This window comes from Desulfococcus multivorans (genome assembly GCF_001854245.1).
Lineage (GTDB): Bacteria > Desulfobacterota > Desulfobacteria > Desulfobacterales > Desulfococcaceae > Desulfococcus > Desulfococcus multivorans.
The window spans coordinates 2,130,754-2,155,418 of the sequence record NZ_CP015381.1; the positions used below are offsets into that span (position 1 = coordinate 2,130,754).

Annotated in this window: 22 protein-coding genes and 1 riboswitch; of the genes, 13 read left to right on the forward strand and 9 right to left on the reverse strand. The window is 59.7% G+C overall.

Translation table 11 applies throughout. From position 1 onward, the window contains the following. Nucleotides 1-175: 175 nt before the first annotated feature. On the forward strand, nt 176-745 hold the full coding sequence (locus dmul_RS09315) for a YqgE/AlgH family protein (protein WP_020878239.1): 570 nt from the start codon (nt 176-178) through the stop codon (nt 743-745). Nucleotides 746-1,341: 596 nt separating this feature from the next. Beyond that, nucleotides 1,342-3,579 (forward strand): dynamin family protein, encoded by a 2,238-nt coding sequence (locus dmul_RS09320; RefSeq protein ID WP_020878241.1) that lies wholly within the window; start codon nt 1,342-1,344, stop codon nt 3,577-3,579. Between the two features lie 139 nt (nt 3,580-3,718). On the opposite strand, the gene cooS is transcribed toward dmul_RS09320, so the two are convergent. From cooS to dmul_RS09355, 6 genes are all read right to left on the reverse strand, one after another. Beyond that, entirely contained in the window at nt 3,719-5,599 is a 1,881-nt protein-coding gene (gene cooS, locus dmul_RS09325; protein WP_020878242.1) for an anaerobic carbon-monoxide dehydrogenase catalytic subunit, read from the reverse strand. 53 nt (nt 5,600-5,652) lie between these two features. Beyond that, nucleotides 5,653-6,252 (reverse strand): 4Fe-4S dicluster domain-containing protein, encoded by a 600-nt coding sequence (locus dmul_RS09330; RefSeq protein ID WP_020878243.1) that lies wholly within the window; start codon nt 6,250-6,252, stop codon nt 5,653-5,655. 59 nt (nt 6,253-6,311) lie between these two features. Continuing rightward, on the reverse strand, nt 6,312-7,544 hold the full coding sequence (locus dmul_RS09335) for an NAD(P)/FAD-dependent oxidoreductase (RefSeq protein WP_020878244.1): 1,233 nt from the start codon (nt 7,542-7,544) through the stop codon (nt 6,312-6,314). A gap of 14 nt (nt 7,545-7,558) precedes the next feature. After that, complete coding sequence (gene pgm / locus dmul_RS09340) at nt 7,559-9,211, reverse strand: phosphoglucomutase (alpha-D-glucose-1,6-bisphosphate-dependent) (RefSeq protein WP_020878245.1); 1,653 nt, start codon at nt 9,209-9,211, stop codon at nt 7,559-7,561. 59 nt (nt 9,212-9,270) lie between these two features. Then, entirely contained in the window at nt 9,271-10,290 is a 1,020-nt protein-coding gene (locus dmul_RS09345) for a GAF domain-containing protein (protein WP_020878246.1), read from the reverse strand. Between the two features lie 478 nt (nt 10,291-10,768). Further along, nucleotides 10,769-11,092 carry a DUF6955 family protein gene (locus dmul_RS09355; RefSeq protein WP_020877169.1) on the reverse strand — a complete coding sequence of 108 codons (324 nt, stop codon included), beginning with the start codon at nt 11,090-11,092 and terminating at the stop codon, nt 10,769-10,771. A 499-nt stretch (nt 11,093-11,591) separates the two neighbouring features. On the opposite strand from dmul_RS09355, the gene dmul_RS09360 reads away from it, so the two are divergent. The 8 genes from dmul_RS09360 to dmul_RS09395 all read left to right on the forward strand — a co-directional run bounded on the left by dmul_RS09360 (nt 11,592) and on the right by dmul_RS09395 (nt 18,450). Then, on the forward strand, nt 11,592-12,689 hold the full coding sequence (locus tag dmul_RS09360) for a class I SAM-dependent methyltransferase (RefSeq protein WP_020877170.1): 1,098 nt from the start codon (nt 11,592-11,594) through the stop codon (nt 12,687-12,689). Nucleotides 12,690-12,730: 41 nt separating this feature from the next. After that, a complete protein-coding gene (locus dmul_RS09365; protein WP_020877171.1) occupies nt 12,731-13,891 on the forward strand; it encodes an ATP-grasp domain-containing protein in 1,161 nt (386 codons plus the stop codon). A 343-nt stretch (nt 13,892-14,234) separates the two neighbouring features. Then, nucleotides 14,235-14,468, forward strand: coding sequence for a type II toxin-antitoxin system Phd/YefM family antitoxin (locus dmul_RS09370; RefSeq protein WP_020877172.1), 234 nt, complete (start codon nt 14,235-14,237; stop codon nt 14,466-14,468). Beyond that, nucleotides 14,465-14,893: a type II toxin-antitoxin system VapC family toxin gene (locus dmul_RS09375; protein WP_020877173.1), complete on the forward strand. Its 429-nt coding sequence runs from the start codon at nt 14,465-14,467 to the stop codon at nt 14,891-14,893. Before dmul_RS09370 ends, dmul_RS09375 begins: the two co-directional genes overlap by 4 nt. Before the next feature lie 195 nt (nt 14,894-15,088). Then, entirely contained in the window at nt 15,089-15,781 is a 693-nt protein-coding gene (locus tag dmul_RS09380; RefSeq protein ID WP_020877174.1) for an ATP-binding cassette domain-containing protein, read from the forward strand. Further along, nucleotides 15,771-16,520: an ABC transporter permease gene (locus dmul_RS09385; RefSeq protein WP_020877175.1), complete on the forward strand. Its 750-nt coding sequence runs from the start codon at nt 15,771-15,773 to the stop codon at nt 16,518-16,520. The genes dmul_RS09380 and dmul_RS09385 overlap by 11 nt, the downstream gene beginning before the upstream one ends. A 46-nt stretch (nt 16,521-16,566) precedes the next feature. Continuing rightward, nucleotides 16,567-17,550, forward strand: a complete 984-nt coding sequence (locus dmul_RS09390; RefSeq protein WP_020877176.1) for an ABC transporter substrate-binding protein — start codon at nt 16,567-16,569, stop codon at nt 17,548-17,550. 57 nt (nt 17,551-17,607) lie between these two features. After that, nucleotides 17,608-18,450 (forward strand): EFR1 family ferrodoxin, encoded by an 843-nt coding sequence (locus dmul_RS09395; protein WP_020877177.1) that lies wholly within the window; start codon nt 17,608-17,610, stop codon nt 18,448-18,450. 71 nt (nt 18,451-18,521) lie between these two features. On the opposite strand, the gene dmul_RS09400 is transcribed toward dmul_RS09395, so the two are convergent. From dmul_RS09400 to dmul_RS09410, 3 genes are all read right to left on the reverse strand, one after another. Then, nucleotides 18,522-19,463, reverse strand: a complete 942-nt coding sequence (locus dmul_RS09400) for an ABC transporter substrate-binding protein (protein ID WP_020877178.1) — start codon at nt 19,461-19,463, stop codon at nt 18,522-18,524. 74 nt (nt 19,464-19,537) lie between these two features. After that, nucleotides 19,538-20,287 (reverse strand): ABC transporter permease, encoded by a 750-nt coding sequence (locus dmul_RS09405; protein WP_020877179.1) that lies wholly within the window; start codon nt 20,285-20,287, stop codon nt 19,538-19,540. Further along, on the reverse strand, nt 20,274-21,020 hold the full coding sequence (locus dmul_RS09410) for an ABC transporter ATP-binding protein (RefSeq protein ID WP_020877180.1): 747 nt from the start codon (nt 21,018-21,020) through the stop codon (nt 20,274-20,276). Before dmul_RS09410 ends, dmul_RS09405 begins: the two co-directional genes overlap by 14 nt. 590 nt (nt 21,021-21,610) lie before the next feature. Then, nucleotides 21,611-21,713: riboswitch (TPP riboswitch) on the forward strand. Nucleotides 21,714-21,812: 99 nt separating this feature from the next. On the opposite strand from dmul_RS09410, the gene thiW reads away from it, so the two are divergent. From thiW to dmul_RS09425, 3 genes are read left to right on the forward strand one after another with little or no spacing between them, the layout of a single operon-like run. Next, a complete protein-coding gene (gene thiW, locus dmul_RS09415; RefSeq protein ID WP_020878103.1) occupies nt 21,813-22,334 on the forward strand; it encodes an energy coupling factor transporter S component ThiW in 522 nt (173 codons plus the stop codon). Further along, nucleotides 22,331-23,896 carry an ABC transporter ATP-binding protein gene (locus tag dmul_RS09420; RefSeq protein WP_020878102.1) on the forward strand — a complete coding sequence of 522 codons (1,566 nt, stop codon included), beginning with the start codon at nt 22,331-22,333 and terminating at the stop codon, nt 23,894-23,896. The genes thiW and dmul_RS09420 overlap by 4 nt, the downstream gene beginning before the upstream one ends. Beyond that, nucleotides 23,883-24,551, forward strand: a complete 669-nt coding sequence (locus dmul_RS09425) for an energy-coupling factor transporter transmembrane component T family protein (protein WP_020878101.1) — start codon at nt 23,883-23,885, stop codon at nt 24,549-24,551. Before dmul_RS09420 ends, dmul_RS09425 begins: the two co-directional genes overlap by 14 nt. Nucleotides 24,552-24,665: the final 114 nt, after the last annotated feature.

The following is a 24,665-nucleotide window of genomic DNA, read 5'->3' on the forward strand; positions in this document are numbered from 1 at the left end:
TCTGAAATCAACCTTCGGGAATATCGAGGAATGTGCGGGAGTTGAAGGGCGGATCAGGCATGACCGATGTGGGGAACGCCCGTATCGGATCTGTTGTGGAACCGTCATTCTTGACAAACGAGAGATATGCAAGTAGTTTTGCGGCAACGCTTACCCAAGGCATCAAGAGGAAACAATGCATGATGAATTCAACATGTCCCTCAAGGGGCATTTCCTGATTGCCATGCCCGGTCTTCTGGATCCCAATTTCGTCCGATCGGTCGTCTGTATTTGCGAACACAATGCCGAAGGGAGTCTCGGCCTGGTCATCAATCGGACGTATCCGTCCCTGGCGGCCAAAGACATCTTCGAGGAGCTGAACATCGAATATCTGCCGGAACAAGCCGATATTCCAATATTCTTCGGTGGGCCTGTTCACATGGACGAGCTTTTCATTCTTCACGGCCCGCCCTTTAACTGGGGACCCTTCGTTGATGTCGGGCCGTCGCTCGCCATGAGCAACAACCGAAATATTCTGGAGGCCATCGCCGACGGCAGAGGGCCGAAATCATTTTTGATCGCCCTTGGGTGCTCCGGCTGGGGGCCGAACCAGATGGAATCGGAGATCATGGAAAACGCGTGGTTGAGCTGCCCGATGTCGCCGGATATCATTTTCGACCGCTCCGTGGCATCCCGATGGGAGGCGGCCGTCCGGAAACTGGGCATCGATCCGGCGCGTCTGACGGATGCGGCCGGTCATGCCTGAATGGGCTTCCAATGCAGCTTCCGGCCCGGGTTGAACCCGGCCGGCGCAGACGGCTTCAATGCCCTCCGTCGCTTTCCCGCGTCAGCAGCTTCTTGCTTTTTTTGAGACATACCTTGTCTTCCTTGACGAAAGCACACACTCTGGGATTATGATATTCTCTGCAGTTCAGCGGGTTGTATAAAGGACACTCCGGATGCTTTTTGGACATGAATAGGGTCTCCGCGGGTTCGGTCGTCGGTCGGGATGCCGGATGAAGCGCCGACGGCGGTGTTCGGTTGGATTGTGGTCCCGGCCGTCTTTCACCGTTCTCACGTATTCAATACCACAAGATGCGCCGGCCCACAAGCGGAGCGACGGCCGGCCCGGCGGGCAAATCGTTTTGACAAGCCCTCGGATTTGTACTACCTGAAGGCTGAAGACTAAAGACTGAAGGCTGAAGACTGAAGACTAAAGACTGAAGGCTAAAGACTGAAGACTGAAGGTTGAAAATTGAACGGGCATAAGGGCACCTCTTCAGCCTTCGGCCTCCTGAAGCGCACCCCTTCAGCCTTCAGCCTTCAGTCTTCAGCCTCCTAAATACCACTTAGAGGCAATCGATGGACAGGTATCATCAAGTCAAGGATCAACTCATCGGGATCACCCGGGACATTTCTTCCCTCTGCGATGCGGTCAAAGCCGTATCCGGCATCGGAGAGGCGCCCATCGACCACTGGCAGCGAACCTGCAGGGAGATTGAACGACAGGTGTCCGCGGAAGTGCTGCGGACGGCGGTGGTGGGGCCCATCAAATCCGGGAAAAGTACTTTTGTAAACGCCTTGTTCAAGGGGGATTATCTGAAGCGGGGCGCCGGCGTGGTAACCGCCATCGTGACGAGAATCCGCAGGGGAAGCGTTCTGAAGGCGACCCTCTTTTTCAAGGCCTGGGGGGATATCAACCGGGACATTGAAAACGCCATGGTGCTCTTTCCCTCTTCGGAATGGCGATCCGGCGAAGGCCCTTTCGACATCCGGAACGAAGCCGATCGCACCGACCTCGCCCGGGCGCTGTCGGCACTGAGCGAGGACCGACTCGTTACCCAGGACGCAAGGAACATGAACAGCGTCCTGATCGGCGCATATCTCGAAGGATACGACCAGGTCCGGGACATTGTTGCGGATGCGGCGGTGACCCGGGAATTCACCGGAGATCATTTCGAGCGGCACAAGGCCTTTACCGGCGACGACACCCTGGCTGTCTATCTCACCGACATCGAACTCACCATCGACGCCGGAGACATGGACGACACCATCGAGATCGCCGACTGCCAGGGAAGCGATTCCCCCAATCCGTTGCACCTGGCCATGATTCAGGAATACCTGCGGGTGACGCATCTCATCGTCTATGTCGTGAGCGGCCGCACCGGGCTGCGCCAGGCGGACATCCGGTTTCTGTCCACCATCAAGCGAATGGGGATTATCGACAACACCCTCTTTCTCGTCAACTTCGACTTCGACGAGCACGAATCCATGGATGACCTGAAGCGGGTGACCGACAGAATCCGGGAGGATATCGCCCTGCTCAGGCCCGACCCCGAGATTTATGTGCTGTCGGCCCTGTTCAACCTCTTCAAGGCCGGAGAAGCCGGCCTGCCGGAAAAAGACCGTCGGCGCCTCGAGCATTGGCGAACGGAGACCCGGCTGGCGGCGTTTTCCGATGATGAAACCCGTCGGTTCGAGGCGGCGATCGGTCATAAACTGACCCGGGAACGGTATTCGCTGCTCTTGAACAATCATCTGGAACGACTCGGGCTTCAGCTGGACGGCATGATCCATTGGATCAGCGTGGGTCGGGACATGTTCGGAAAAAATGCCGACGAGACGGCGGAGATCGTTCGCGAGATCGGCGCGCACCGGAAGAAGATCATTCGGATCAAGTCCATGATCAAAAGCACCCTGGACGGTGCGGCTCAAAAGCTGAAGCAGTCGCTCAAGAGCGACGTCGATCGATTTTTCGACAAGCACGACGGCATTCTGGGCGAAGCCCTCCGATTTCTCCGGAGCTATCATCTGGTCGCCGCCGACTGGGAGCACCATGTCTCCACATCCGGATTGTCCAGCACCATGTACCTGGTATTTCAGGACGTCAAACGAACCCTTGACGGTTTCGTGGCGGAGTCGGTCAACCCTGAAATCATCCGGTTCATTCGTGAGGAGGAAGAAAAGATTCAGGCGCATTTCGCCGTTGTCGCAGGACCTTACGACACCATGGTGCGGGACGCTCTTTTCGAATACAACCAGGTCATGGCCGGGCTGGGGCTGCCCCCGTTGCCGGAATCGTCGGAACCGATCGGCCTTCCCGGGATGTCGGCCGTCGCGAGGTCCGTCGATCTGAAGGTGCCGCCCGTTACGGCGGCCATGCAATACAGCGCCGCCATCCGCGGCGAGGCGGTCATGCGGCTCGGGATGTACCGAATCGTCCGGTTTTTCAGGAAGCTCTTCAAAAAGGCGCCGGAAGGATCTTCCGGGGATAGACTCATGGCGCTGAAGTACGGTGTTTCGCGTCTCAAGCGCGAAACGGAACAGTCCATTGCCTTCAGCTTCAAGGACTACAGGGAAAATATCAAATTTCAATACCTGCTCAAGTTGGCGGACGCCGCCTCCAACATGATCTATGAAACGCTGGCGGAGCGGTTCGACACCCATGTTTCGGATCTTGCCGGCATCGCATCCCACGTGGCGGAGAAAACAGCCGACACCACCGATACCGAGGAAATGCTGACGAAGGCTGAAGCGACATGCCGACGCATTGCAGATGCCGTCGCACACCTGAAGAGCGAGATCAAGACTCTCTCCTGAGCCAATGCAGGGGATGCACATCACGGTCGGCGAGGCCGGGGACTCGGACGCTCCCTGGAAAAAGCGAAAGCCGGCGACCGGAAAAGGCCGCCGGCATCGGAACAGCGAGAACTTCATCGATCCGGCCGAACGGTGAGATCTATACGGAACGCGCGTCCAGCCCCAGCTGTTTCCGCTTGCTTTCGATATGTCGCCGGATGAGAATGCCCGCTTTTTCGGGGTCCGGCTCCACGGCGAAGCCGGCGCCCACCACGTCGTTCAGCCCCTCGGTCAGCAGCTTCACCACGTTCATGCTGCCGGTGATGGGCGGCATGGGGCCGAGCACGGTGTAGACCCCCGAGGCGACAAAATAGGCGCCGATGCTGACCGCCTTTTCGGAGTACCACTCGGGCGCCGATCCGGCCACGGGCAGGTCCGAGATGTCACACCCCAGGCTGTCGGCCAGGGCCGAGGCCAGGAGAAGGATCCGGACGTTGTCGACGCAGCTGCCCATGTGGAGGACCGGCGGTATCCCCAGGGCGCTGCAGACCGCCTTGAGGCCCGGCCCGGCGTATTCAGCGGCCTCTGCGACCTTGAATCCGGCCTTGGCGTTGGCGATGGCCGCGCACCCCGTGTCCAGCACGAGGATGTCGTTTTCGATCAACTGCCGGGTCAGGGTGATATGTCCGTAGTCGTGTTTGATCTTGGGGTTGTTGCATCCCACCACCCCGGCGGCGCCGCGGATGCGGCCGTCCTTGACGGCATCGAGAAGGGGATCCGGCGTTCCGCCCAGGGCCCCCAGAATCGCCTCCACGGAAAACCCGCCCAGGGACGGCACCGGCTCTACGGGGATGTAGACCCGACCGCGTCGACCAAAGTTTTCGACCGCCTCCTTCACCAGATCCCGCGCCAGATCCCGGGCGTTTTCGGGGTGGAATTCCCGGTGGGTCATGCCGGGGAAGCGGGCCTTGTCGGAGGTGCTGATCATGAGGGTGTGGTAGCAGGAGGCTGTCTTGCCGAGAGAGGGCATGATGCACTGATAGTCCACCAGCATCATGTCGACGGCGCCGGTGGCGATGACGAGTTCGGTCATGAGGTGGTTTCCGGCCATGGGGATGCCGTGACGCATCAGGAGTTCGTTGCCGGTGCAGCAGAGCCCGGCGAGGTTGATGCCGGCGGCCCCCTTCGCCTTCGCCAGATCGATGATATCCGGTGACTGACAAGCCTGGAGAAGCATCTCCGAGACGACGGGGTTGTGGCCGTGGACGATGATGTTGACCTGATCGGCCTTGAGCACGCCGACATTGACCGTGTTGGCCGAGGGTTTGGGCGTGCCGAAGAGGATGTCGGAAACCTCCGTGGCGATCATGGATCCCCCCCACCCGTCGGACAGGGCGTTGCGCAGGGCGTGAAGGAGAAGGCTCTGCCAGCCGTTGTCCACGCCCATGTGGGTGCGGTGCATCATCTCGGAGGTTTCCCGGTCGATGCCCCGGGGCATGATCCCCGTCTTGCGCCAGAGTTCCCGCCGTTTGGCAGGCGCCCGACGCACCATGGACAGTTCTTTCCTTCGGGAGCCGAAGTCGCCCATCATGGCGTCTGCCAAGGCCCCGGCGACGGCGTGAGGCGGCTTCCCCTCGGTTTCGATGCCGTACTCCGCCGCCACCCGCTTGAGTTTATCGGGATCCGCGATGCCGTATCCCGGGGCCTTCCCTTCGGCCACCGCCGCGAGCACCTCCACCAGATCCCGTCCGTGATCGGAGTGGGCCGCGGCACCCGCGGCCACCATCCGGCCCAGGTTCCGGGCGACGATGATGTCCGCGTCGGCGCCGCATACCCCCTGCCGGGGGCCTTCTCCAAAGGGATCGATCCGGCAGGGTCCCATGTTGCAGATCCGACAGCTCAACCCCATTTCACAGTAGCCGCACTGGGGTGTCTGGGCGGCATAACGATCCCATACGGTTTCGATCCGGTCCTTCTCAGCCTTTTCCAGCATGAGGCGGCCATCTTCGGTGACGGTCCTCTTTTCAGCATCCTTAAGCATATCCGTTTCCTTCCATGGCAGTGGTTTTATCGGTTTGACCGCAATGTTCGGACTCAGCGTTTTTCCATCTCGATTTGGGACCGTTTTACGGCGTTCAGCAGGGCGAACCCCGGTGCGATCGGCTCTCCTCCGGCATCCCGGGACACCGATCGGGCCACCTCGCGGGTTTTCCGCCCCAGGGCCGAGGCAGGCTCCTCGAACGTCAGGGCGCCGGACTTGCACACCTCGACGCAGGCAGGCACCATTCCCTTTTTCTGTCGCGCCGTGCAGTTGTCGCATTTGACGGCGACGGCCTTGCCCGGGGGCGCGGCCGCATCTCCATGATATCGGATAACCCCGAAGGGGCAGGCCATGGCGCATGACGCGCAGTTGATGCAGGTGTCGGGATCGATAACGACGGTGTTGGTTTCCGGTATTCTGGAGATGGCGCCGGGCAGGCAGGCGAGCATGCACGGAGCGGGATCGCAATGACGGCATCGGTTGGGAAACCCCTCGCCGTGGATCCCCGCGCCCACATGGATCCTGGGTTTGGGCAGCGGGTCTTCCCGCACGGCGGTGAACAGGTGCAGGGTTTTCGAGTGGGCCGTTGCGCAGGCGAGCATGCACTGCATGCACCCGACGCAACGCTCGGGATGAACCACGACTTGCTTCATACGTCCTCCTTTGCCTGGGGCCGCGGCCCCATCACGGGTTTCCGAGGGGGGCGGTCCGCTCAATTCAACAGTTGTCGGTAATTGAATCCGGATGAGAGAAGAGCGTTTCCGGAAATTCGAAGGGGGACCTCGTTCTGAATCAGGGAGATCAGCAGTCCGCCCTGGGCGATATCGTTCACCATCGCCATCCCCACCAATCGTCGGCCGTCCAGCACCAGTTTCCGGTAGGTCTTCCGGCGGCGGTCGTGCCGGCTCAGGATTTCGAAGCCGGCGCTCTCGGGCGGATCGACCCATCCGCCGGTCATGACGTCCATGTCGAAGATCCGGATGACGTTCCGGCTCAGGCTGCCCTTGAGGGCGACCGGGCGGCCGGCCATGTTCATTCCGGCAGCCCGCCCCTGGGCCGCCGCTTCGGGCCATATGGCGTTGACCCAGCGGGTTTTTCTGGCGATGTCGACGAATTCGGCGGCGTCCCCCGCGGCATAAATCCCGGGAACACTGGTTTCCATGTGGGCATTGACCAGGACCCCGAGGTCCACGTCGATCCTGTCGCGGGGCACGAAGGAGAGGGCCGGCAGCACGCCTTTGCCGATCACCACCATATCGCAGGCGATCTCCGAACCGTCGGAGAGGCGGGCTCCCTCTACGCGGCCGTTCCCGTGAAAAGCTGCGGCCGAGAGGCCCACCCGGACGTCGAGACCTTTCCGCACCAGCTCATTCAGAATCATTTCTCCGGCCGTCCGGTCCACTTGCATGGAAAGGGGATACGCCGAGCGAATCAGCTGGGTGACCCGGATGCCGCGCCGAAGGAGCCCGTAAGCCGCCTTGAACCCCACCAGACCGCCTCCCAGAACCAGGGCCGTTTTGACGGTGGGAATCGCGTCGAGCATTTCCCGGATATGGCGTTCGGTGCGCATATAGAAGATGTGGGCCAGATGCAGTCCGTCGGCGGTGATGGGCCGGGGATCGGCCCCTGAAGCGATGAGGAGCCGGTCGAAGGGTATGCCGTCTTCCAGGCCCGGCAGGCGGACGACCCTGGCTTCGACATCGATCCCCGAAACCCGCCGGCCGAGAATGGGCGTGATCCCCAGCCGTCGATAAAAATCTGTGCTGCGGATGGGAAGTCTTTCCGGTGGGGTTGCGCCTTCGAGGACCATGCTGATCATCGGACGGCAGTAAGGCGGGAAGGTTTCATCCCCGATGAGTGTGAGCCTGCCTTCCGCGTCCAGGTGCCGAATGGCCTCGGCGGCGTGAATCCCCGCCACCCCATTGCCGATGATGACGTATTTCACTGGCGCCTCCTCGATCAAACCCCCGAAGCCTTCAGCACTTCGGCCACCACGGCCCGGGCCTCCTCCTGGATTTTCCGGAGATGCTCCAGCCCCTTGAAACTTTCGGTGTAAATCTTGTAGATGTCCTCGGTGCCCGAAGGCCTGGCGGCAAACCACCCGTTTTCCGTCACCACCTTGAGCCCGCCGATGGCCGCGCCGTTGCCCGAGGCATGGGTCAACTTCTCGCGTATGGGATCCCCTGCCAGGTGGTCGACCCGGATCTGATCGGGGGAGAGCTTTTTGAGGACCGCCTTTTGTTCCGCATTGGCCGGCGCCTCGAGGCGTTCGTAGACCGGATCGCCAAATTTTTCCGTAAGCGCCTGGTAGTGCTCGGCCGGATCACGGCCGGTCTTCGCCCGGATTTCGGCGGCCAGGAGGTTCATGATGATGCCGTCCTTGTCCGTGGTCCAGACGGTGCCGTCCATGCGCAGGAACGACGCACCGGCGCTCTCCTCCCCGCCGAATCCGTAGCTCCCGTCGATGAGGCCGTCCACGAACCATTTGAACCCCACCGGCACCTCGGAGATGCGACGCTTCAGGGCTCCGGCCACCCGATCGATCACGGCGCTGCTGACGAGGGTCTTTCCGACGGCCGCGTCCGGCCGCCAGCCCGGCCGGTTCCGGAACAGGTAATCGATGGCGACGGCCAGATAGTGGTTGGGATTCATGAGTCCGCCGCTCCGGGTGACGATGCCGTGCCGATCCGCATCCGGATCGTTTCCGAAAGCCACGTCGTAATCTGCTTTCATTCCGATCAGCTTTGCCATGGCAAAAGGCGAAGAGCAGTCCATTCGGATCCTGCCGTCGCCGTCGACGGTCATGAATGCGAAGGTGGGGTCGACCTTCGGGTTGACCACGGTAAGGTTCAGCCGGTAGCGGTCGGCAATGGGTGCCCAGAATCCCACCCCCGCGCCCCCCATGGGATCCACCCCGATGACGACGCCGGCATCGCGGACGGCATCCATGTGAAGGATGTTCCGGAGGTCGTCCACGTAGGGGGTGATGAAATCCCGTTCAACCGTGGTGTCCGCCTTGACGGCCTTATCGTAAGGGATCCGCAGGACATCCCGGTTTCCGTCGGCCATGAGGGTGTTGGCGCGTTTTTCGATCCAGGCGGTGATGCCGGTGTCGGCAGGCCCGCCGTGGGGCGGATTGTACTTGAAGCCGCCGTCTTCCGGGGGATTGTGGGAGGGCGTGATGACAATACCGTCGGCGGGCCGGTCGCCGTGGTCCCGATTGTGGGTCAAAATGGCGTGGGAAACGACGGGGGTGGGGGTGTATCCCATGCCCTGGTGGATCATGACCGGAACCCCGTTGGCCGCCAGGACCTCGATGGTGGTCATGTGGCTCGGTTCGGAAAGGGCGTGGGTGTCCATCCCCAGGAACAGCGGTCCGGAAATGCCCTCCTGCTTTCGATAGTCGCAGACGGCTTGAGCCGTGGCGAGGATGTGGGCCTCGTTGAAGCTGTTCCTGAAGGGTGTCCCTCGGTGGCCCGAGGTGCCGAAGGCCACCCTCTCCAGGGGGTTCGCGGCATCGGGTCGGCCGGTGTAATAGAGGCTGACCAGTCTCGGAACGTTGACGAGAATGTCGTCGGGTGCGGGCTTGCCGGCAAGTTCATGAACCGCCATCGATCATCTCCTTTCAGGAAATCCTGGGTTGATGCGGATTTGTTCCAGACTTTCGGGAATCAGGCGTTTTTCAGGCGGGTGTAGTCGATGGCCCGCTGGATGGCGACGCCGCCCTGCTCGGCCACCGCCATGGCGAAATTGATGTCGGTATCGGAAAAATATCGGACTTCGGCCGTGAGCAGGCGGAGAATGCCGATGATCTCGTCCCGGACGGTGATGGGCACGGCCAATATGCTGCCGATGCCCTCGGATTCGGCGGCCTTGTGATACAGGGTGTGGATGTCTTTTCTGGCGTCGGGAATGAACACGGGCTCCCCTTGCTTGAGGTAATAGGTGGCCATTTCTTCATCCAGCGGCCCTCTTTCGAGGTATGCCTTGCTCAACCCGTAGGCCGCCTTCAGTTCCAATTGCCCCTTCCGGGGTTCGAAGAGCCTGATGGTGGCGGCTTTCAGCTTCATGACCGACGGCAGGCGGGTGACCATGAGATCGAGGATTTTGTCGAGTTCATAGGTCAGGTTGATGGCCTTGCCGAATTCGTGAATCGCCTTGAAGTATTCCAACCGGATCTGCTGTTCCTCGAAGATTTGCGCGTTCTCGATGGCGATGCCGCATTGCTCGCCCAGCGCCGTCACCACGGCTATCTGCTCCGGCGTGTAACTGCGGGATTTCCGGGTCAGCAATCTCAGAATGCCCTTGATGCGGCCCCGGATGGGAATGGGGATGACCAGAATATTCCGGATGCCCTCCTTTCGGGTCGCCTCGGGATAATTGATCCGGGGGTCGTTCGGGGCATCCTCGATGACAATGGGTTCACCTTTCAACGCCTTGAAAATGGGTTCTTCCGTGTCGATGGTTCCCCGGTTCAGATAAGCGTCGCTGAGACCGCTCGACGCCCGCAGCACCAGGTTCTTGCCCGAGGCATCCAGCAATCGAATGGTGGCGGCGTCGGCACCGATGATTTGAGGAATCTTTTCCGTGATGAGCCGAAAGACCTCGTCGATCTCCAGACTGGCGGTAATCGCTTTGGTGACCTCGATAAACAGATCGAGAAATGTTTTTGTGTCTGCTGTTGTCTTCAATTCTGTTCCTTATGGTTGCGTATTTCGGGAAAAGCGTGGTTGGGGACACAATAAAACCACTGCGGGATAATTATCACTATCGACGCCTGAAATCAACACGGCGGTTCGAAAAAAATCGCGTAGGGGCACGGCGCGCCGTGCCCCTACCACGCGCCGACAATCAATATTCCGTTATACCGTGAACCGGATTGGGCATAACCCCCCATTCGTCCAATTCGATTTCATTGCGGATGATGTGTTCCCGATAATTGCGTTGCCATAATTTCGCGGATGGGGTTTTGCGCATTTCGTTGATGCGTTTGGTGGCGGCGGATTTGAACGATCGAACAATCGTCGGGAGGGAACCGGGCACGGGGCGACCGAATTGTTCGATCGCAGGGGCACGGCGCGTAGGGGCACGGCGCGCCGTGCCCCTACCATCGCCAACAACCAATATTGCGTTATTCCGTAACCCGGGGTGCGAATCGGCGCGTGGACGTTAACGCTGGGCCGACCGCGGGGCCTTGCCGGCCAGGGGGTTGTAGATTTTCATGATGGCGAATTTCATGACGTCCGGCGTCTTCATCTCCAGAACGATATTCAGGAGCTTTTCTTCGGCATCGGCCGGCAGCACACAGGCGTTGTTGCCGTCAAAATCCAGGTCGGTAAAACCCTTGACCAGTTTTTTCTGATCCTTCTGGGTCATGGGAACCTGAATCGCTTTTTTCCCGTCGATGTCGACGACGCTTCCCTGCAAACCGGCGGCTTCGATCTTTTTGAGGTTTTCATCATTCAGAAAAATATTCACCCAATAGTCTGCCATTTACCTTCCTCCCTTGTTTGTTCAGCCCAATGCGTCAAACTAAATCATTTTCCAGTAGACCAGTAGCAATGATGTTTATTCGAGGCGCATCGGCGTGTCAAGTCCGAATGCGAGCGGAGCGGGTCGTTCGAGTCTGAATTCAGGCGGTCCCGCAACGGTTTTTTCGCCCCGACAGTCCAGAACATTCGCATTTGGAGGGCGAAGTGTTATATCTTCGAGAAATATCCATCTATATGTATTGATTCTTTCGGGGCGTGAATTAGTTTTAAATGGAACGTAGGCTGAAGACTGAAGACTGAAGACTGAAGGCTGAAGGCTGAAGGGGCACGGACGCGTCGTTTCGTAGAGGTGTATCCCTTCAGCCTATAGCGTTGAGAGACCGAAGGTCGTAAACTGAAGGCTGAAGGCTGAAGACTGAAGGGAACATACGCGCCGTTCGGTGGAGGTGTATCCCTTCAGCCTTCAGCCTCCATCACTAATTATTCGGAAAAGGAGAAAAATGTCTGACTCGGCCGCAACCGCTCCTGAGGATTTTTCAAAAAAGATGATCGACATATTGAACCACGGCGCACTCAATCTGGCCGTGGGCATCGGGTACCGCATGAAGCTCTTCGATGTGATGGATGCCATGGAAACGCCCGAGACCGCCGAAAGCATCGCCCGTCAGGCCGGCTTGAACGGCCGGTACGTGAAAGAATGGCTCGGCATCATGTGCACGGGCGGCGTCGTCACCCTTGCCGACGGTGAAGACGGCGAAGCCCGCTACTTTCTGCCGCGATCCCACGGCGACGTTCTGGCCCGGCGTTCGGGCAACGGCAATCTGGGGGTATATGCCCAGGAAATACCGCTGTTGACCCTCTGCGCCGCGGAAAAGGTCCTTGCGGGATTTCAAACGGGGGAGGGGGTGCCCTATGCCGACTATCCGAGGTTTCAGGCGTTCATGACGGAGCTGGCGAACGCCAAGCACCGGCAGGTGCTGATCGACCGCTTCATCCCCGCGGTGGACGACGGTCGGCTGATCGCACGACTCGAAAAGGGCATCCGCGTGTGTGATCTGGGGTGTGGTGAGGGGGTCGCGCTGAACCTTATGGCCGGGGCCTATCCTGAAAGCCGTTTCACGGGGATCGATATGGATCCCGAGGTCATCGCCGTCGCCCGGAGGGCGGCAAAGACGGCCGGGCTCGAAAACGTCCATTTTTGCTGCCGGGATGCCGCGACCCTCGGGAACGGAGACGAATTTGAAAGCGCCTTCGACTACATCACCGCCTTTGACGCCATCCACGACCAGAGGGACCCGCTGGCCGCTCTTGAAAGCGTCCGACGCATGCTGGCGCCGGAGGGATGCTTCTCCATGATCGACATCGATTCGAGAACCGCTCACCAGGACAACATGGCGCACCCCATGGGACCTTTTCTTTACACCGTAAGCCTCATGCACTGCATGCCGGTAAGCCTGTACAACAACGGGGCCGGGCTGGGCATGATGTGGGGAAGGGAACAGGCCGTGGATCTTCTGGGTCAGGCCGGATTCGGCAGCGTCGCGGTCGTCGAGATGTCCCACGACCCCTTCAACGTTCATTATTTTTGTCGTCAATAAGGCGGGAAAACCTCAGCCCGCGGCTTCGAAAGGAATCGCCGATGAACGTCGTTTACCTGTCACCCCATTTTCCCCCCAATTATTATCTTTTCTGCGTCCACCTGAAACAGGCGGGCGCCAACGTTCTCGGGATCGGTGATACCGCCTACGATCAACTCCGGCCGGAATTGAAGGAGGGCCTGACCGAGTATTACCGGGTGGACGATATGTCGGATTACGATCAATTGCTCAGGGCATGCGGCTATTTCACCCATATCTACGGCAAACTGGATCGGGTGGCGTCCAACAACGAACATTGGCTCGAAAGCGAGGCGGGGCTGCGAACCGACTTCAATATTCAAGGCCTGAAGATCCATCAGATTTCGCGGCTGATCCTCAAGTCGGAGATGAAAAAACAGTTCCGGAACGCCGGGGTTGCCGCGGCGCGGGGAAAAATCCTGAAGCGACCGGCGGATGCCCTCCGATTTATCGAGGAGGTGGGATATCCGGTGGTTTTCAAGCCCGATCGCGGGGTAGGGGCGGCCCATACCTTTCGCATCGACAATGAAAGGGATCTGGACCGGTTTTTCGAGGTGAGGCCTGCTGCCCGGTATATCATGGAGGAGTTCATCACGGGGACGGTCTGCTCCTTCGACGGCCTCGCCGACCGAAACGGCACCATCGTTTTCCATACCGCGCACGTCTTCAGTCAGGGGATCATGGAGACGGTTAACCAGGATATGGACATCTTCTACTATTCCTTGCGGGAGATTCCGGAGGACCTCGAAATTGCCGGGAGGAGCATCGTCGGGGCCTTCGATATCCGCGAACGTTTTTTCCATGTCGAATTCTTCCGGACGCCCGAGGGTCGACTGGTCGCCCTCGAAATGAACGCGCGGCCGCCGGGAGGCCTCACCACGGACATGTTCAACTACGCCAACAACATCGACATCTATGCCGCCTGGGCGGCCGTCATGACGGGTCAATCCGTGAATCTCGTCTACTCGCGTCCCTATCACTGCGCCTACATCGGCCGGAAGCTGAACAAGAACTATGTCCACTCCCATCGCGAAATCATGCAGGAGTACGGATACATGATCGTTCACCACGGCCCCATCGATTCGATCTTCAGCACCGCCATCGGCAACTACGGCTACCTCGTCAATGCGGAAAGCATCGAAAGTATCGAGGCGGCGGCGGGGTTTATTCAGGAAAAGATGTGATAAGGTGTTAAGGGCGTTAAGGTGTTAAGAGTGTTAAGGTTTTAAGGTTTTAGGGATTCAGGGGGTTAGCGGTTAAAGCAAAAGTCCCTCGTCCCCTAAAACCCTAAAACCCTAAAACCCTAACACCATAAAATCATTACGATCCGCGCCCCTTCAGTGGCACTTGAACGAAACCGCGTCGGGCGCGGTCCCTTTGCATGAAGTTCCGACACTTGAAGAAACCGAGAAGACCGACAGCGGCTGATGATTTCGGGGTCCAATACCCAGTTGGCCCCGCAGCGTAGGGGTTGACAAGCTGTCTCCTTAAATGTACATTCAACTGTACATTTAAGGAGATTTTGATATGAAAACTGTAACGTTTACCGATTTTCGAAAAAATGCTTCTGTTTTCATTACTGAAGTGGAACAGGGTGAGACCCTTATTATTTTACGACACGGGAAACCAGTGGCGGAAATTTCTCCATATCCTGATGAAGTTCCCCGAAAACCCTCATGGAAGAAACCCGGAATCCGATTGGAAATGAAGGGAAGCGATCTTTCTTCCGCTATTCTGGAAGAACGTGAAGGTGGCTCATGAAGCTGCTTGTTGATTCTTCAGCTTTTGCCAAAAGATATGTCCGGGAAGTTGGAAGCGAAAAACTGGATGATATTCTTCAGAATGCTTCTGAATTGGCTTTATGCGTCATTTTGTTGCCGGAGATCATTTCGGGTCTGAACAGGCGGTTGCGAGAAGGTGCTTTAACCGGTAAGGATTATCAAAAAGCAAAAAAATTCCTGATGGATGATGTGCATGATGCAACAGTGCTTCAACTGACCCCGGCAGTCATTTCACAAGCGCTCAAGCTTCTTGAGGATAATTTATTGCGCGCTATGGACGCCTTACATGTAGCCTGTGCTCTTGAGTGGAATGCGGAATTATTTGTCACATCAGACAGAAGGCAATTCGATGCAGCTGTAAATTCGGGGCTTCAGACCGAATACCTTGGTCAACCAATCGCTTGAGTGGACGCGAAGGATCATGTTTCGCGGTAGGTTGCCGAACTTCTGAATGAGTGAAACGCATATACTCAACTTTCACCCCCCGTCACTCCCCCTCCTTCAGCCTTCAGCCTCCAACCCATAACTTTGGGTGGATTTCGAAATGGTTTTATGCGATATTATGCAATATAACCAGAGAAGGAAAAACGCGAATCGATCATGGGCATTTCGTGCCGGAACATCAGCTACCGCTACCCCAACACGAACGGGTTCATCTTCAGGGATCTCTCCTTCGAAATGCCGGCGCCCGGCTTCAACGCATTCTTCGGTCCCTCGGGGGTCGGCAAGACCTCTTTCGCCAAAATTCTCTCCGGAAACATCCAGGGATACACCGGTCGTGTCGAAATGAAAGGCATCGAGCGTCTGGCCTATTCCTACAACCTCGAACGCCTCCCGGGATGGTCGACGGTGGGGCGGCACCTCGACAGGATCGTTCCGGCGAACCGACATGCCCTGATGCATGAACTGATCCCGGTCTTCGGCCTCGAGGCCTGCCTGGATCAACGGTTTTCCCAGCTCTCCCTCGGTCAGAAGAACCGGGTCAACCTCATCCGGTATCTGCTTCAGGACTTCCAACTGCTCATCCTCGACGAAAGCCTCGCCAACGTCGACGAGATGACGCGGGAGCGGATCATCCTCAAGATCAAGGAACATTTCCCTGAAACGTATTTTATCTATATATCCCACAATGTTGTCGAGGTGTCCAGATTCTGCCGGGAAATTCTCGTCTTCCGCGGCCTCGACAAACAGCCGTCGTCGGTGGTCGTCACCGGTCAGGATCTGGCGGCGGGAAAGGCTCTCGACAAGGCGGCCTTCGAGAAGACCGTTCTGGAGATCATGAATGCTGTTTAGGCGGATCTATCAATTCCTTATCATCTATTTTCTCGGGATTCTGCTGCTCTTCGCCCTGAAGATTCTTCTGAACCTTTCCGATTACGTTATCCCCGGCCCGCTGAGCATCTGGCAGACCTTTCACCGGGAGTTCAACCGGTTTCTGTTGAACGTGCTGAACACCCTCGGCGTCGCCGTCGTCGGTCAGGTGGCATCGGTCTGCATGGCACTGGCGGTGGGCATTATCGGCCGCCAGGCCACCTGGTTCGGCTCGTTCGTCAAGGTGGCGGCCTACAACATACAGGCCTACCCCATCGTGGCCATCGCGCCCATCATCTTCATCCTGATGGGGGACGGCTTTGCCTCACGCCTCCTCATCGCCGCCATGATCTGCTATTTTCCGCTGCTGTTGTCGATGGTGGGCATCATGTCGGAGCCCATCGAGGATATCGAGCACTTCTACCGGGTTACCGGACGGATGCGCTGGCAGCTCGAGGTCAAGATCCGCGCTTTCGAAAATCTCAGCAAGCTCACAACGGTCATCTCCGGCAGCGCTACGCTGGCCATGGCCGGGACGATCGTGGCTGAATTCATCGCGGCCAATGCCGGGATCGGTTACAGCATCCGCATCGCGCTTTACCAGAGCGATCTCTCCAAGGTCCTGGTGGCCCTTTTTTTGATCGGCATCACCCTCTCGGTGTACCAGGGGCTTCTGGAATGGGTGGGACGCTGGGCGAAAAACCGCTGGGCGAGTGCCTGACGACAATTCCGGGATGGATGTTCCCTGAGACGACAAGGAGGAAATCATGACCCGAAAGGCGATGATAATATTGATGGCGGGAGGACTGCTCTGGTGGGCCGTCGCCCTGAATCCGGGAAGCCTCGCGGCGGAAACGCTCAACTACCGCCTCAAGTGGCTTTTCAACACGAGCACGGTGGGGGACATCTACGCCGATGCCCACGGCTATTTCGAACGCGAGGGACTGGATGTCGCCGTCAAGGCCGGCGGACCCGAGCGCGACGCCATCCGGGAGCTGGAGCTGGGCTACGCCCAGTTCGGGGTCGCCTCGGCGGATCAGGTGATCCGGGCGCTTTCCAAGGGGGCCCGGGTGGTGGTCCTGGCCCAGCTCTTCCAGGTCAATCCCCTCCAGTGGATCCACCGGCAGACGGCACCGCCCATTCGATCCCTGTCGGACCTCAGGGGCCGCGTCATCGGCATCACATACGGGGGCAACGATGAAACCATCATGAAAACCCTCCTGGCCAAAGGGGGACTTTCAGAGCAGGACGTCTCCTTTTTCAGCGTCCGGTATGATTTTACCCCCTTCTATACGGGAAAGGCCGATCTGTGGCCGGTCTATCGCAATTCCCAGGGGCCCGTTCTGATGAAAAAACTGGGGGAGGCCGGCGAGACGATCTCGTTTTTTGACCCGTCGGCGTTCGGGGTTCATTTCGTGGCCAACTCCGTGGTGACCGCCGAGCGGATGATGAAGGAGCGTCCGGAGCTGGTCCGGCGCTTCACCCGGGCGCTTCTGTCGGCGTGGCGGGACGCTCTCGATCCCGACAACGCCGCCGGGGCGCTGACCGTGCTTGCACGGTATGACAGGGAAACGCCCCCGGACATCCTGAAAGCGCAGCTGGATCTGACCCGCGACCTCATCGTCAACAAGGAAAACGGCACGGTCGGCGGGATCGACGCCGAGGCATGGCAACAGACCGAGGCCGTCATGCTCGACCAGGGGCTCATTCCAGGACCCGTGTCCGTGGAGAAGGCGCTGAGCCCGCAATGACAACCCAGAACCCGACGCTTTCGCGAGGCGAATGCGTCAACACGCAACGGAGGTGATATGGTTCAAGCTCTTATCGTCTATTGCTCCCCGGCGGGGTCGACCCGCCGCGTGGCCCATGTCATGGAGACGACCCTGAAGGATCTCGATATACCGTGCACCACGGCGGACGTCGGCACGTCCGGCGGTCGCGAAGCCGCTGCCCGTGCGGTTCAGGACATGGGGAAATCCACCTGTCTTTTTGTCGGTTCCCCCGTCTACGCCAACCATCCCGTTCCGCCGATATCGGCATTCCTCGAGCGCCTGCCCGAAGGCACCGGTGCGGCCGCCGTGCCGTTTGTCACCTGGGGCGGTGCCAGCAGCGGCGTCGCCCTCTACGACATGGGATCGATTCTTTCGGCCAAGGGGCTTCGCCTGATGGGTGCGGCCAAGGTCATGGCGGTTCACTCGCTCATGTGGCGTGCGGAAAACCCCGTGGGGGAGGGACGCCCCAACGAGGCGGACGACCAGAAGATCCGGGAGTTGACAGCGTCGGTCATTCGGAAGATGACCGACGGGGATCACGGCAAAGGCATCCCCCTTGGGGATCTCGATTACCAACCGGCTGAATTCCGTGAGGAACTGGCGGCGGCGAGCCTGGAAAAAGCCAGGGGACACATGCCCCAACGGACGGTTCACGAAGACCGGTGCACCCAGTGCGGCCTCTGTGTAGAGGTTTGCCCCACGGAGGCCGTTGAACTCTCGCCGTTTCCCGTCTTCAGCGACCGATGCATCTTTTGCTTCAATTGCGTGAAGGAATGTCCCGAGGATGCCATTGTCGCCGATATGTCGAAGTCGGAGAAGATGGTCCGGTCGCGCGCCGAACGCTTTGACGAGCGTCCGCGGACCCGGATATTCCTGTAGGACGGCTGTTTTCACGCCGGTCCGGTCCCTGCGGGGGAAGGCCCTATTGCCTGTCCCGCCATACCGGCCGGCTATTCATCGAAATTCCGGAGCAGCGAGGCGCCGTTCACCGGCTTCCCGATCAGCTTGTACTGCAGGGCGAAATCGGCAAACGCCTGCCATCGCAGCGGATCATGGTTCTGGTTTGCGGCAAAATAGGGCAGGGTGAGGCGGAAGGCGTCGGCTTCGGTCTCGGGGTTCGCCTCGGGTACCGCTTTCAGATACTCCTGAAACGCCCTTTCCGGGTTGCTGCGGACCTGGCCGATGGCCACATCCACCGCACGGATGAATCCTTTCACCGCTTTTTCCTTCAGGTTCAATGTATTCCGGCTGCAGACGAAAATCAATTCATCATAGTCGGGGATGCCGTATTTTTCCAGCTCGAAATAGCCGACATCATAGCCGCGGTGGGCCATCTCCACCGTTTCGTAGGTCTTGAAAGGCCCCATGACCGCATCGACCCTGCCGGCCGCAAGGGACTGCAGGACGGCAAACCCCACGTTCACCGACGTGTAATCCCGGACCCCGTTCAGGGATGCAAAGGCATGGAGCATCACGTCCATGAGCCCGGGAACGGTGTAGCCGATGCGTTTTCCGGACAGGTCAGGCGGGGCCTCGATGCCTTTTCCTTTGAGGAAAAGGAGCGTCGTAAGGGGATGTTCGATGAGACGCCCCACGGCGATGACATCCATACCTTCGGCGGCTGCGATTACGGTCTGGGGCTGGTAGGAAACAGCCAGATCCACCTGTCCCGAGACCGCCAGCTTCAAGGCGTCGGCGGTTTCGGAGGGGCTCACGATCCTGACGTCGATCCCGGCCATCTCGAAAAGCCCCCGATCACGGGCCACATAGATCGGCAGATGATCCACATTGGGAAACCAGTCCAGCATCAGGGTGAGTTTCTCCGCGGCTGACGCCGTGGAAAAGAGCATCAGAACGGCGGCGATTGCCGGCATGATCCATTTCTTTCTCATTTCTCTCTCCTTCGAATTCTCTTGTTGCGTGAAAACGACCGAAAAACACGCCAAAGTTCGGCGCTCCTCGCAGGCTACGCTTTTTTGACTTTCCAGGCCACGGCGCGCCTGCCGATGGCGTCCACGGCGGCCCACAGTCCAAGCCCCATGACGGACAGATAGAGAATGGCCGCAAAGACCAGGTCCACGCGCAGTCGGGCGTTGGCCTGGATCATCAGATAGCCGAGCCCATGCTGGGCCCCCACCCATTCGCCGATCACCGCGCCGATGGTGGCCACGGAGACGCCCACCTTGAGGCCGGTGAAGAAATTCGGCAGGGCCCACGGCCACCAGAGGAGGCGAAGGGTCTGCCGGAAACCGGCGCCCATCAGCCTGAAAAGGATGCGATATTCCCGGTCGCACCCCTTGAACCCCTCGAGGAGGCTTACGGTGATGGGGAAAAAGATGATGACGGCGGCCATCAGGACCTTGCTGACGATGCCGTAGCCGAACCAGACCACCAGCAGGGGCGCCACGGCAAAGACGGGTACGGCCTGGGAGGCAACCAGAAGCGGCGTCAGGGAGCGCTCGACGGCGGGGTGTGAAAACATGGCCGTCGCCACCGGTACGGCGACCGCCACCGAAAGCGCTATGCCCAGAAGAATCTCCAGGAGCGTCGTCCCGGCATGGGACAGCAGCAATGGGGCGTTTTCCACCGCGACGATGCCGATCCGGGACGGCGCCGGGAGGATAAAATCGGGAACGGCGAGGTATCGGCATGCCGCCTCCCACACCGCCAGAAAGACGACGATCAAAGCCGGGGGTACAAGCCTACCGGGGGTCATTGTTCAATTCCCGGTCCAGCCGCGCCATCACGGCGGTTTTGGCCCGGATCAGCTCGGGATCGTCGGGCCGCCGGGGTTTGGGGGCCTTGAGGCGGCAGCGGCAGAGGACGTTCATGGGCATCTGCGACAGAACGTAGAGGTCGTCGGCCAGCAGGAGTCCTTCCTCGATGTCGTGGGTGATCATGAGCAGGGTTCTGTGAAAGGCCTGCTGAAGCATCAACAGCAGGCCGTGGAGGCTTCGCCGCGTGATGGCGTCCAGGGCGGAAAGGGGTTCGTCCAAAAGCACCAGCTCGCGTTCGAACATGAGGGTCCGGACCAGCGCGCACCGCTGGCGCATCCCCCCGGATATCTCACCCGGGAGGTAGGCTTCGAATCCATGGAGTCCCATCCGTTGGAAAAGCGCAGCGGCTTTTTCCCGGGAGGCCGCAGGATCCGCCCCTGCAATGGTCGTCGGCAGTAATGCGTTGTCCATGAGCGAACGCCACGGCAGGAGCAGATCCTTCTGCTGCATGTAGGCGGCGACCCGCCCCGCGTCGGGAATGACGTCACCCATCCAGGAGACGGTTCCCGCGTCCGGCGACACCACGCCCGTCAACAGATCGAAAAGGGTGGTCTTGCCGCAGCCCGACGGGCCGATCAGGACCGCGAAACTGCCGCGGGGGATCTCCAGATCGAAACCGTCCAGGACATCGAGTTCGTCGAATCGTTTGACCAGTCGCGAAATTTTCAGCACGGCAGGCTCCCGCCGTTCGGACATCCGTTTGAAAACGCCGTTGTCATGTTGACCCCGCTGGGTTTGGAAAAAAGATGCTAGGATTTAGTTCATATCCCCCCCGTTGTCAATCCGCCGCACCCGGGAAACCCTTTATAACCCCATAACCTCATCATCACTTAATCATTCAACTTTCGACTTTCGACTTTCATAGGCCGGTGCCGAGAGGATACGGCCCTCGCCCCACGCGGTTTCGTTCAAGTGCCGCTAAAGCTTGCTCCGGGCGGCCCGGAAACTCGCTTGCGCTCAAACAGTCCGGGCCGCTGATCCGCCGCGGCGCTTAAGCGGCACTAAAACTCACCGCTGAAGGGGCGCGAACCGTATCCCCCCGGCACCTCTATCCGGCCATCGCATGAAAGTCGAAAGTTGCATTAACCACTTAACCACTTAACCACTTAATCACTTAACCCCATAACCCCGTCCAAAGTTCAGGACTTGATTTTATGCACCAACCCTGATAACACCCCCCAACAGACGGCAGGAAAAGGGTCGTAACCGCCGAAAGCGACATGCCATCGCAAGTCGATTCCATCCGATATCCTGCCGTCCATACATCCGAATAGGGGTGTTCCGAGCCTGGATGCCGGAACTGAGATAATACCCTTTGAACCTGATACAGTTCGTACTGTCGTAGGGAAATCGGAGACGGAACCCGGCGCCGCCGTGATCACGATAAGTTCACCGCGCCTCCCGCCGCGACAAACCCTGCCCAGACATCGACGGTATCCACCAACATCGCGGGAGATCGACAACATGCTTTCAAAAGGATCGGCCGTCAAAAGAACGGACACACGCAAGACCGCCTACGCCGTCATCTTTGTCGCCATGGGCGTCGCCCTGGCACCTTTCACCTCCATCCCCGTCGGCATTGCCAGGATCAATCCGACCCAGCATTTCGTCAACATTCTGGGGGCCGTCATTCTCGGACCCTGGTGGGCGGTCATGATCGCCGGGGTCATCGGGCTCATTCGCAACATCACGGGGATGGGCACGCTTCTGGCCTTTCCCGGCGGGATGATCGGCGCTTTCCTGGCGGGGATCGTCTATGCCGGGACCCGAAACCTCTATCTGGGAGCGGCCGGCGAGATCATCGGCACCGGCCTGATCGCACCGGTGGTGAGCGCGCTGCTCGTGGCGCCGTTTCTCATGGGGCAGGCCATTCCGCTCCTGGCCTTGATCCCCTCCTTTCTGGGCAGCACCCTTGCGGGGTCGGTGCTGGGGGTCATGGCCGTGAAGCTGCTTCATCGGGCCGGCATCATCGAACTCGGGGCATGACGCGCAGGGAAAGCTTCATCGCCGTCGCGGGCCTCCGGTACGCCTATGGAAAAGAGACGCCCTGGATCCTGAAGGACGTCGATCTGGAAATCCCGCCGGGTGAGCACCTCCTGGTCGCCGGCGCCAGCGGTTCAGGGAAGTCGACCCTGGCCAGGACCTTGAACGGCCTGATTCCCCATTTTTACGGGGGGCGCCTGGAAGGTGAGGTGCGGGTCGGCGGGGAGTCGACCCGTGATCGCACCGTTGCCGACCTTTTCGACCAGGTGGGGATGGTGTTTCAGAATCCCGAGGCCCAGCTGTTCAATCGAACGGTCCGCCGGGAGATCGCCTTCGGTCTGGAGAGTCTGGGGCTTCCCCGCCGGGAGATGCTGCGCCGTATCGACGGCATCGCGGCGGAGACGGGCATTGGGCATCTGCTCTCCCGGGCCCCGCATCAACTCTCCGGAGGGGAACAGCAGATGGTCTGCATCTCGGCCGTGGCCGCCCTGAAACCGAAAATGATCGTTCTGGACGAACCCTTTGCCAACCTCGACGGAGAAAACGTCGCCAGGATCCGGAAAACGCTGGTGCGGCTTGGAGAAAAGGGTACGGGGGTGATGGTCTGCGAGCACCGCCTCGGGTATGCGGGTTACGACGCCGCACGGATGGTGGTCCTGGCGGACGGCCGAAAGGTCCTGGACGGACCCGCGAAAGCGGTGCTCAGCCGGGATCTCGGCGTCTACGGGCTCGAAGCCCCCACATGCGGGCAGGCTTCCGGTCTCGGGGCGTCCGGTTATGAAATCCGCCCGGAGGCTCCCGGCCGGGGTGCCGCGGGGGACAGGCAGCCCATCATCGAACTGGACGGCGTTTCATTTGAGCGGGGGGGGCGCCGGATCATCGACAACGTCAGCCTTTCCATCGACAGAGGGGAGTGCGTCGCCATTGTCGGCCCCAACGGCGCGGGCAAGACCACGCTGCTCAAGCTCTTCAACGGCCTTTTCCGACCGGTGTCGGGGAGAGTCCTGCTGAACGGGAAAGACATCCGCAAGGAAAAAGTCTCACGCCTGGCCCGGCATGTGGGCATGGCTTTCCAGAACCCTTCGGGCCAGTTTTTCAAGCTGACGGTATGGGACGAGATCACCGTAGCGGCGAAGACCCTGAACCGCTATGATCCGGAATGGATCGATACCCTGATCCGGCTTTTTCGTCTGGGCGATCTGGTGACGCGCCCCCCGTACCGCCTGAGCAGCGGCGAAAAAAAACGGACGGCCTTCGCGGCGGCCCTCTCGGCCCGGCCCGACATCCTGATTCTGGATGAACCCACCTCCGGCCAGGACCGGCACTTCAAGAATGCCCTGAGCGGTTTTCTTGCCGAACTTCAGGAACAGGGACAGACGGTGGTTCTGGTCACCCACGATCTGGGGTTCGCCGAAACGTGCGCTCCGCGCTGGCTTTATCTTGACGGCGGCCGCATCATTGCACAGGGGGCGCCCCGGCGGGTGTCGGCGGGCTCATGTCCCCCGGTTTACGGCGCCGGATCGGAGGCGGCGGGCCTTTGTGGAGGGATGGGTGCCGGTGCTTGATCCCAGAACCAAACTGATTCTGGCCGTCTTTTTCGCAGCCGCGACAGCCGTTCTCGAGCCGGTCCGGCTGGTAGGCGCGGCCTGGGCGATCCTGATCCTGACGCTTTCGATTCTGGGGTTTCTGAAGGCCTACGGCCGATGGCTGATGCTGGTCCTGCCCATGGCGGTCATATTCGGCGGGGTGACCGCGTGGTCGGTGCATGCGGCCGCCGGCATGATGGCCGCCCTGAAACTCCTGACCCTGACCACGGTCTTTTTCATCTTTTTTTCGACAACGCCGGCGGAAGACCTGGCCAACGCCCTGGTCAAGGCCGGTCTGCCCTACGGCATCGCCTTCATCATGAGCACGGCGTTGCAGTTCGTGCCGGTTATCGGCCGGAAAGCCGGAGATGTGCTGGATGCACAGCGGTCCCGGGGGATTCCGGTGGAGCCGGGGTGGGGGGCGCTGAAACATTATCCGGCCTTTTTCATCCCCCTGCTCCTCCAGTCCTTTCAACTGGCCGAGGAATTGGCGGAGGCCATGGAGGCCCGCGGCTTCGGCCGACCGGGCCGGACCTTTCTCGCCGAATATCGCCTCAAGGCCGCGGATTGGATCGCGCTCGGGGTATCGGGCATCGCCCTGGCCGGATTTCTGTTCTGGAAGCTGAGCCGTTAGCCTGCCCGATTCCCGGTTGTCGCATCGATTTTTCGACCGCCGGCCTGAAGAGCCCTTGAGATCTTTGTGGATTTCTGGGATAATGGCGGAAAAATTCCGAGACGGGGAGGGAAC

Coding starts and splice junctions, on each gene's coding strand:
- dmul_RS09400 (WP_020877178.1), bottom strand. CDS start 19,463: ATGAGAAAGAAATGGATCATGCCGGCAATCGCCGCCGTTCTGATGCTC.
- thiW (WP_020878103.1), top strand. CDS start 21,813: ATGCTTTCAAAAGGATCGGCCGTCAAAAGAACGGACACACGCAAGACC.
- dmul_RS09370 (WP_020877172.1), top strand. CDS start 14,235: ATGAAAACTGTAACGTTTACCGATTTTCGAAAAAATGCTTCTGTTTTC.
- dmul_RS09390 (WP_020877176.1), top strand. CDS start 16,567: ATGACCCGAAAGGCGATGATAATATTGATGGCGGGAGGACTGCTCTGG.
- dmul_RS09385 (WP_020877175.1), top strand. CDS start 15,771: ATGCTGTTTAGGCGGATCTATCAATTCCTTATCATCTATTTTCTCGGG.
- dmul_RS09395 (WP_020877177.1), top strand. CDS start 17,608: ATGGTTCAAGCTCTTATCGTCTATTGCTCCCCGGCGGGGTCGACCCGC.
- dmul_RS09380 (WP_020877174.1), top strand. CDS start 15,089: ATGGGCATTTCGTGCCGGAACATCAGCTACCGCTACCCCAACACGAAC.
- dmul_RS09320 (WP_020878241.1), top strand. CDS start 1,342: ATGGACAGGTATCATCAAGTCAAGGATCAACTCATCGGGATCACCCGG.
- dmul_RS09405 (WP_020877179.1), bottom strand. CDS start 20,287: ATGACCCCCGGTAGGCTTGTACCCCCGGCTTTGATCGTCGTCTTTCTG.
- dmul_RS09360 (WP_020877170.1), top strand. CDS start 11,592: ATGTCTGACTCGGCCGCAACCGCTCCTGAGGATTTTTCAAAAAAGATG.
- dmul_RS09375 (WP_020877173.1), top strand. CDS start 14,465: ATGAAGCTGCTTGTTGATTCTTCAGCTTTTGCCAAAAGATATGTCCGG.
- cooS (WP_020878242.1), bottom strand. CDS start 5,599: ATGCTTAAGGATGCTGAAAAGAGGACCGTCACCGAAGATGGCCGCCTC.
- dmul_RS09355 (WP_020877169.1), bottom strand. CDS start 11,092: ATGGCAGACTATTGGGTGAATATTTTTCTGAATGATGAAAACCTCAAA.
- pgm (WP_020878245.1), bottom strand. CDS start 9,211: ATGGCGGTTCATGAACTTGCCGGCAAGCCCGCACCCGACGACATTCTC.
- dmul_RS09330 (WP_020878243.1), bottom strand. CDS start 6,252: ATGAAGCAAGTCGTGGTTCATCCCGAGCGTTGCGTCGGGTGCATGCAG.
- dmul_RS09420 (WP_020878102.1), top strand. CDS start 22,331: ATGACGCGCAGGGAAAGCTTCATCGCCGTCGCGGGCCTCCGGTACGCC.
- dmul_RS09315 (WP_020878239.1), top strand. CDS start 176: ATGCATGATGAATTCAACATGTCCCTCAAGGGGCATTTCCTGATTGCC.
- dmul_RS09365 (WP_020877171.1), top strand. CDS start 12,731: ATGAACGTCGTTTACCTGTCACCCCATTTTCCCCCCAATTATTATCTT.